Source organism: Mesorhizobium sp. M7A.F.Ca.MR.245.00.0.0, from assembly GCF_003997415.1.
GTDB lineage: Bacteria > Pseudomonadota > Alphaproteobacteria > Rhizobiales > Rhizobiaceae > Mesorhizobium.
In genome coordinates, this window is the sequence record NZ_RZTE01000003.1 from 294,174 (window position 1) to 302,083 (window position 7,910).

Sequence of the window (7,910 nt, forward strand, 5' to 3'; positions counted from 1 at the left end):
ATTGTGCGGGCGAATATAAAGAAGGAGGAGAAAATGACGTTCCGTATTAAACCCGCGATGCTGAAAATAGCCGCGGCCGCATGGTTGCTCGGCGCAACCGGCGCCGTGGCGGATACGACGCTGGAATTCACCCAATGGTGGGAGCCCGAATTGCCGGCCGGCTCGCTCAGGGCAATCATGGATGACTTCGAGGCCGCAAATCCAGGAATCAAAGTGACGCTGGTCAGCGGCCCCTACGCGACCACGCGAGACCAGATCTCGGTTGGTGCCGCAACCGGAACGCTCAGCGACGTCGTCGGTCTCGACGGTGCCTGGGTGAACAATCTGAATGCGCAGAGTGCACTCGCCGACATGAATCCGATGATGGATGCGAGCGGTTTCGACAAGAGCCAGGTCGCGGACATCGTCAAGGTGGACGGCAAGGCGGTGATGTTTCCCGTGGCTTCTTTCGTCTATCCGGTCTTCGTGAATTTGGACCTCGCCGCCCAGGCAGGCGTGACCAAGCTGCCGTCGACCCGTGCGGAGTTTCTCGAAGCCGCCAAGAAGATGACGATCGCCGACAAGAACCAGTATGGCTGGGTGCTGCCCCTGTCGCTGCAAACGCCATCCGGCGTCCAGAACGACATGATGTCGTGGGTTTGGGCTTCGGGTCAGTCGATGATGGCGAACGGCAAGCCGGACCTTGAGGGCAAACCGGTGGTGGAGATGCTCACCTTCGTCAAATCTCTCAACGACGCCGGAACCATCTCGCCCGGCATCGCCACCAAGACCGAGCAGGAAAAGGTCGAGGAGTTCGTCAACAACCGCGTCGGGATGATGATCGACTCGCTCGCGCATGTGAACCTCATCCGCAAGCGCAATCCCAAGCTGAACTTCGACCTCATTCCGGTCCCGGTCGTGGAAAACTATACCGGCAAGCGCGGCCTTCCCTATGCCTCCTGGGGCATCGGCATCTCTGCTGCCTCGAAACATCAGGAAGAGGCCTGGAAACTCGTCCAATATGTGATGAGTGAAAAGGTGAACGCCAAGCTCGTGTCGCTTGCAAACGCCTTCCCAGGCAACGTCAACGCCAAGCCCGATTTCGTGACCTCCGACAAGGCTTTCGGCAAGGCTTTTGAAATCTTCAAGACCGGTTATCTCGCCAATGAGTTCACGGGCCTGCCGGTGGCAGAAGACCTGATGACCCAGTTCGACGTGCAAGCCCAAAAGATGCTCGCCGGCGAGCAGTCTCCGGAACAAGCAGCCGCCGCCGCTCAGAAGGGCTGGATGGCGAAATTCTGATCGGCCTGTTCCCGTTTGCTATCTTCGACCGGGTGGCCTGACTTCGGGCAGGCCACCCGGCAACAACGGATCGGCAATTTGAGTGGACCTGTTTTTGAAGCTTACCTTCTCTTGAAGGCGTATCCCAAGGTTGGCACATGACCCGGCAAAAGCGTTCCCACCATAAGCTCAAACGAGCGGTCGCACCCTACCTCTATCTGTCGCCCTCGTTGCTCATAATCGGGCTTCTGATGCTGCTGCCGATGGTGACGGTGATTGGCTACTCGTTCCAGAACAGCGCGGTGCTGCGTCGTGACCCATCCTTTGCCGGACTGAAACACTACCAGGCGATCTTCGACGACCCCGTGTTCTGGGCTTCGCTGTGGCACACGCTCTACTTCACATGCATGAGTGTCATTTTCCACATGACCATCGGCATGGCCTTCGCGCTCATGCTGAACAGCGACCGCATCAATCCGACGCTGCGCAATATTCTGCGCGTGCTCTACATACTGCCTTGGCTGTTCACCGCGGTGATTATCGCCGTGATCTGGCGCCTGCTGCTTGAGCCGAACGGTGTCGTGAATAGCATTCTCATGCAAATCGGCATCATCGGTTCCAAGGTCGAATGGTTTTCCTCGCCTGAGACCGCGCTGCACGCCGTCACCTTTGCCAACATCTGGGCGGGCTATCCGCTCTTCATGGTCAGCCTGCTCGCGGGTTTGCAGGGCATTCCCAAGGATTTCTACGAGGCTGCCGATATCGACGGGGCGAAAGCCTACCAGAAGCTGATCTTCATCACCATTCCGCAGCTGATGCCGATCATCATCAGCATCTCGCTGCTTGACTTCATCTGGACCATGCAGGTCTTCCCGTTAATCTGGATAACGACGGGCGGTGGCCCGATCTACTCGACCGAGGTCCTCAGCACCTACACCTACAAGCTGGCGTTTTCGAGCTACAACCTGTCGCAGGCTTCGGCGAGCGCTGTGGTCATCTTGTTGATCTCTCTCGGCCTGACGCTGTTCTATATTCGCTATCAAAAGGCTCGGTAGTCACCATGAGGAAAAGGCATACGCCGAAAGACAGGCTGATCACCGTCGCGCTCCATGTAGCGCTTGCAGCGGGGCTCTTTTTCGCGGCATTCCCGATCTACTGGATGCTGAGCAGCTCGTTCAAATCGAATACCGAAATCTTTGCCCTGCCACCAACCATCCTGCCAAAGGCGTTTACGCTGGAAGCGTATGCAGCCATCCTTGGCGACCCGGTAAAGCTGCGCTTCTTCTTCAACAGCTATTTCGTGGCGGGAGCGGTGACTGTGCTGACGGTGCTGATCGCCCTGCTGGCGGCCTACGGGTTCAGCCGCTTCAACTTCCGCGGCAAGGGCATCCTGAACACAATCATCATCAGCACGCAGACGATTCCGCCGATCACACTTTTGATCCCCTTCTTCGGGCTCGTCGTCTCATACGGCATCTTCGACACCTACGTCGCACTGATCCTGACTTATCTGGTGTTTACGCTGCCCTACGCGATCCTGCTGATGACGGGATATCTGAACACCTTGCCCCGCGATCTCGATGAAGCCGTAGCCGTCGATGGCGGCACCAGTTGGACAGCGCTTTGGCGGGTGATCGTCCCGATTTCACTGCCTGGTATCGTGGCGACGTCGGTCTACACCTTCCTGTTGTGCTGGAACGAATTTCTCTTTGCGCTGACACTGACGAAGTCGACGTCCATGCGCACCGTCCCGATCGGCATCCAGCTGTTGATGGGGCAGCACGCCTTCGAATGGAACCAGATGATGGCAATGAGTGTGCTCGGCTCGCTACCGCTCTTGCTCATCTACCTCGTTGCCCAGAGGTACTTCCTCGCCGGCATGACCGCGGGCTCGGTCAAGTAGGATGTCCATCCCACGGCGACTCAGGGTGGCATCAAGCAATAGGCGATATCAAGGAATGAAAGGATGAACGTGAAAGACCTCAAAGTCGGCTGCCAGACCTTCACCTGGGAAATGCTGGGAGACCGGTTCACCGGCGGCCCTGACGATCTGCTGAAGGCGATCGCCGATGGTGGCTATGCCGGCATCGAGATCACCGACACCATGATCGGACATTATGGCGACAAGCCGGAGGAGTTCGCCGCCGCGCTGAAGGCGTCGGGGCTGACGCTGGTTTCCTTCGCCTTTGGCTCGAACAGTGGTTTTACGCTGAAGGAGGAGATCGGCGCCGACCTCGAAACCGCCAAGCGCTGGATCGATTTCGCCGCCGCCTTCCCGAATGCGCTGGTATCGATGGGCTCGGCCACGGTGGTGTCCGACGGCCCGCGCGAGGATAAGTTCGCCATCGCCGCCGAGGTTTACAACAAGGCCGGCGAGATCGGACGCAAGGCCGGCGTCCAGGTTGCCCTGCATCCTAGCTCCCACCACAACACGCTGCTGTTCGACCGCGCCGATTACGACACGATCTTTGCCTTGCTCGACCCCGACCTGGTCGGCTGGGTGCCGGATACCGGCCATATCCTGCGCGGCCACAAGGACATGTCCGATACGCTGCGCACCTACCGTGATCGCATCCGCTACATCCACCTCAAGGACGTCGATGCCAACGGTACCTGGGCCATGCTCGGCAAGGGCATCTGCGACACCCCGGCGGTCATCGAGATCGCCAACACCGCACCGCGCTTCAACGGCTGGCTGGTGCTGGAGGAAGAATCCGAAACGGCCGCCGCCGATCCTGCCGGCGCGGTCAAGACCAACCGCCAGACTATGCGCAGCTACGGCGCCTGAAGAACGAGACCATGATCAAGAAACAGGACAGACGCCTCAGGGTCGGCGTGCTCGGCTGCGGCCCCATCGCGCAGTTCGCGCATCTGGAATCCTGCGTCAAGGCCGGCAATGCCGACCTTTACGCCATCTGCGATGCGGCACCCGATCTGCTTGCGCGCATGGGCGCGACCTACGAGCCGCAGAAGATGTATTCCGACTATGAGGCAATGCTCGCCGACCCTGAGCTGGAAGCGGTGATCGTCGCCACATCGGACGCCTATCACGTGCCGATGTCGATCAGGGCGCTCAACGCCGGCAAGCATGTTCTCTGTGAAAAGCCGATCGGCACCTCGGTCGAGGAGGGCGAGGCGCTGGCCGAAGCGGTCAGGCGCTCGGGCAAGATCCTGCAGGTCGGCCACATGAAGCGCTTCGATCCGGCACTGGAGACCGCGCGCGACTTCGTTCGCGACGAGATCGGCGAAGTGCTGGCGCTGAAGGCCTGGTACTGCGATTCCACCCATCGCTACACCAACACCGATGCCGTGCAGCCGCTGCCCGTCACCAGCAGGCTAGCCAGGAAGCCAGCCGGAAATCCCAAGGCCGATCTCAGGCAATACTTCATGCTGGCCCATGGCTCGCATCTCGTCGACACGGCGCGTTTCCTGTGCGGCGATATCGTCGCCGTGCGCGCCCGCCTCAATGAGAAATTCGGCGCCTATTGCTGGTTCGTCGAAACCGAGTTCGCCAGCGGCGCGCTCGGCCATCTCGACCTGACGGTTGCCGTGCGCATGGACTGGCACGAAGGTTTTCAGCTCTATGGCGAGAACGGCTCCGTTATCGCCAGGACATTCAACCCTTGGTACTTCCGCGCCAGCGAGGTGGAGATATTTCACGAGAAGACCGCCACGGCCCACAAGCCGCTCGGCGCCGATGGCCATTTCTTCCGCCGCCAGCTGGAAGGTCTTGCCGACACAGTCCTGAACGGCACGCCGATGCGTGGCGCCAATGTCGAGGACGGCATCGCCTCGATCCGCGCCATGGTCGCCATCGCGCGTTCGGTGGTATCAGTCGAGCGAGTCGAACTCGCCTCGGTGTCGGGGGCGGTGTGATGCGTCTCGGCATTTTCGCCAAGACCTTTGCCGGCACCGATCCGGCCGCCGTGCTGGCTGCGGTGCGGCAAGCTGGCTATGAGACGACGCAGTTCAATCTGGCCTGTGCCGGCCTGCCGTCGATGCCGGATGCTTTGCCGGCGGACGCCATCGCCTCCGTCCGTGCCGCCGCGCAGTCGAACGGCGTTTCACTCGCAGCACTGTCGGGCACCTACAACATGGCGCATCCCGACAAAGCCGTGCGCGACGACGGCCTCAGGTGCCTCGCCGTTGTCATCGAGGCTGCTGCTGCCCTCGGCATCCCGCTGGTTACGCTCTGCACCGGCTCGCGCAACGCCGCCGATCAGTGGGCCTATCATCCCGACAATGCCGATCCGGCCGCCTGGTCCGACATGGCCGCCGAGATGGCGAAGGCGCTGGCGCTGGCCGAAGGTGCCGGTGTCGATCTCGGCATCGAGCCTGAGCAGGCCAACATCGTCACCTCGGCCAGGGATGCGACCCGGCTGATCGCCGAGATGGGATCGAAGCATCTGAAGATCGTGCTCGATCCGGCAAACCTGTTCGAACACGCCACGCCCGGCGAGGCGCGCGCTATCGTTGCCGCCGCGATCGACGAGGCCGCCGGCCACATCGCCATGGCGCATGCCAAGGACCGTCATGGTGACGGTCGCTTTGCCACATCAGGACAAGGCATTGTCGATTTTCCGGATTTTGTTGCACGGCTAAAGGCAGCGGGCTTCGACGGACCGCTTGTCACCCACGGCCTGTCCGCCGACGAAGCCCCCGATGTCGCCGCCTTTCTGCGAAGGCTCCTCTGATGGGCGCCGCCCCGACGATCCTGCTTCGCGACGATGCAGCGCTTCGTGTCTTCGACACGGGGCAGGGCAGGCTTCCCGTCGTCTTCCAGCATGGCCTCGGCGGTGACGCAGCGCAGGTCGCGCAGAACTTTCCCGATGGTCCTTCATACCGTCGGCTGACCGTCGAATGCCGAGCGCAGGGCGGTTCCGGCGCCGGTAGCAAGCGCCCGTTTTCGATCGCGATGTTCGCCGATGATGTGCTGGCCGCCGCGGATGCGGCCGGCCTCGACCGTTTCGTCGCCGGCGGCATCTCGATGGGTGCGGCCATTGCCTTGCAGCTTGCCGCCCGGCACCCGGACCGGGTCGCCGGTCTCGTGCTTGTGCGCCCTGCCTGGGCTTTCGATGCGGCGCCGCAAAACATGCGCCCTTACGTGGAAGTGGCGGAGCTCATCCTCAGCCGTCCTTTATCGGAGGCGCGAGATATCTTCGCGGCGTCCGCGACGGCCGCCCGCTTTCGCACCGAAGCGCCGGACAATCTTGCTTCCCTGCTCGGCTTCTTCGCGCGCGAAAACGCGCCCGTCTTCGCCGAGGTGATGCAGGCGATCGCAGAGGATGGACCTGGCGTGACGCGGGCAGCCGCCGCCAGCCTTGCGTTCCCTACGCTCGTCATCGGCAGCGGCATCGATCTCGTCCATCCGCTGGCCGCCGCCCGCAGCCTCGCCGACGCCATCCCCAATGCGACCTTTGCCGAGGTGATGCCGAAGGCCACCGACAAGGAGTGCCATTTCGCCGAAATTCGCGCCGCCATCGCGGACTTTCTCGACATGAATTTCAACAACCAGGACCAGTCATGACCTCGAAACCTCTCTCAGGCCCGGCCGCCATCGCCGCATTGCCGCGCGACCGGATGATCGCCGAATTCTCGCTCTGGTCGGCCAATCTCGCCAATTTCGAAAACGACTTGAAGCGCATCGAGCCCTATGTCGATCTTCATCATATCGATGTGGCGGACGGTCATTTCGCACCGTCCTTCCTGTTCTTCCCCGATCTCGTCGCCCGCATCGCAGGGCTGACGGCGAAACCCATCCATGTCCACCTGATGGTCGATGAAGCAATCGTCGAGGCGCAGACGCGCCAGTTCATCGAAGCCGGCGCCGACATGATCAGCGTCCATGCCGAGAATGGCGAAGCCGGATTGCGCGCCGTGCGGCTGGCGCGGGAGCTCGGCGCCGAGGCCGGCGTCGTACTCAGGCTGGAGACGCCTGTCGAAGCGGTGACGGCCTTCGTCCCGGAAGTCGCCTTCGTGACGCTTCTTGGAACCGCAATCGGCGTCAAGGGACAGAGCCTGTCGGACAAGGCCTGCGACAGGCTGGGCGCTGCCCGCGCCATCCTGAGAGAGGCCGGCCGCGAGGCGCAAGTGGTTCTGGCGGCCGATGGCGGCATCCGCCACGAGACCGTGCCGTTGCTGCGTGCCGCCGGGGCCGAAACCGTGGTTCTCGGTTCGCTCGCCTTCGGTGACAAGGATCTCGCCGGCCGCATCGGCTGGCTGCACGGCTTGAAGGTCGCGGCATGACATCAGAAGCCGCCCTTGCGATCGATCTTGGCGGGACGGAGCTTCGCGCCGCCTTGGTCGACCGCGACGGCAAGATCCTGGCATTCGCGGCGGTGCCGACGCAGGCGCAGGCCGGTCCCGATGTGGTGATCGGCCAGATCGAGGCGTTGGCGGCGACAGTCCATGCCGAGGCCCCGGCACTTTCGATCGTCGGCGTCGGCGTCGGTGCACCGGGGCCGCTCGATCCGCTGGCCGGCATCGCCGTCGGCCCGCCGACGCTCGCCGGCTGGCTGGACGTGCCGCTTGCCGACATCCTGGAACGGCGGCTCGGCCTGCCGGTGCGGCTGGAGAACGACGCCAATGCCGCGGCGCTCGGCGAATGGCGCTTCGGCGCCGGCCATGGCGCTCGCTCGCTGGTCTTTGTC

9 protein-coding genes are annotated in these 7,910 nt (G+C 62.4%); all 9 read left to right on the plus strand.

Annotated elements, in window-relative coordinates; genetic code table 11:
* The first annotated feature begins 33 nt into the window (after positions 1–33).
* On the plus strand, positions 34–1,281 hold the full coding sequence (locus EOB80_RS06350) for a sugar ABC transporter substrate-binding protein (protein WP_127327051.1): 1,248 nt from the start codon (positions 34–36) through the stop codon (positions 1,279–1,281).
* Positions 1,282–1,418: 137 nt separating this feature from the next.
* Positions 1,419–2,315, plus strand: a complete 897-nt coding sequence (locus tag EOB80_RS06355; protein ID WP_023808791.1) for a sugar ABC transporter permease — start codon at positions 1,419–1,421, stop codon at positions 2,313–2,315.
* A gap of 5 nt (positions 2,316–2,320) precedes the next feature.
* Positions 2,321–3,163 carry a carbohydrate ABC transporter permease gene (locus EOB80_RS06360; RefSeq protein WP_127266567.1) on the plus strand — a complete coding sequence of 281 codons (843 nt, stop codon included), beginning with the start codon at positions 2,321–2,323 and terminating at the stop codon, positions 3,161–3,163.
* A gap of 63 nt (positions 3,164–3,226) precedes the next feature.
* On the plus strand, positions 3,227–4,048 hold the full coding sequence (locus EOB80_RS06365) for a sugar phosphate isomerase/epimerase (RefSeq protein WP_127327052.1): 822 nt from the start codon (positions 3,227–3,229) through the stop codon (positions 4,046–4,048).
* 11 nt (positions 4,049–4,059) lie between these two features.
* Positions 4,060–5,136, plus strand: coding sequence for a Gfo/Idh/MocA family oxidoreductase (locus EOB80_RS06370; protein ID WP_127327053.1), 1,077 nt, complete (start codon positions 4,060–4,062; stop codon positions 5,134–5,136).
* Positions 5,136–5,954, plus strand: coding sequence for a sugar phosphate isomerase/epimerase (locus tag EOB80_RS06375; RefSeq protein WP_127327054.1), 819 nt, complete (start codon positions 5,136–5,138; stop codon positions 5,952–5,954). Before EOB80_RS06370 ends, EOB80_RS06375 begins: the two co-directional genes overlap by 1 nt.
* The gene (locus EOB80_RS06380; RefSeq protein WP_127327055.1) at positions 5,954–6,787 is read left to right on the plus strand and encodes an alpha/beta hydrolase; all 834 of its coding nucleotides are present in this window, start codon (positions 5,954–5,956) and stop codon (positions 6,785–6,787) included. Before EOB80_RS06375 ends, EOB80_RS06380 begins: the two co-directional genes overlap by 1 nt.
* Positions 6,784–7,506, plus strand: a complete 723-nt coding sequence (locus tag EOB80_RS06385) for a ribulose-phosphate 3-epimerase (protein WP_127272187.1) — start codon at positions 6,784–6,786, stop codon at positions 7,504–7,506. The genes EOB80_RS06380 and EOB80_RS06385 overlap by 4 nt, the downstream gene beginning before the upstream one ends.
* On the plus strand, positions 7,503–7,910 hold a 408-nt coding region (locus EOB80_RS35050; RefSeq protein ID WP_245466259.1), incomplete at its 3' end, for an ROK family protein. The genes EOB80_RS06385 and EOB80_RS35050, both read left to right, overlap by 4 nt.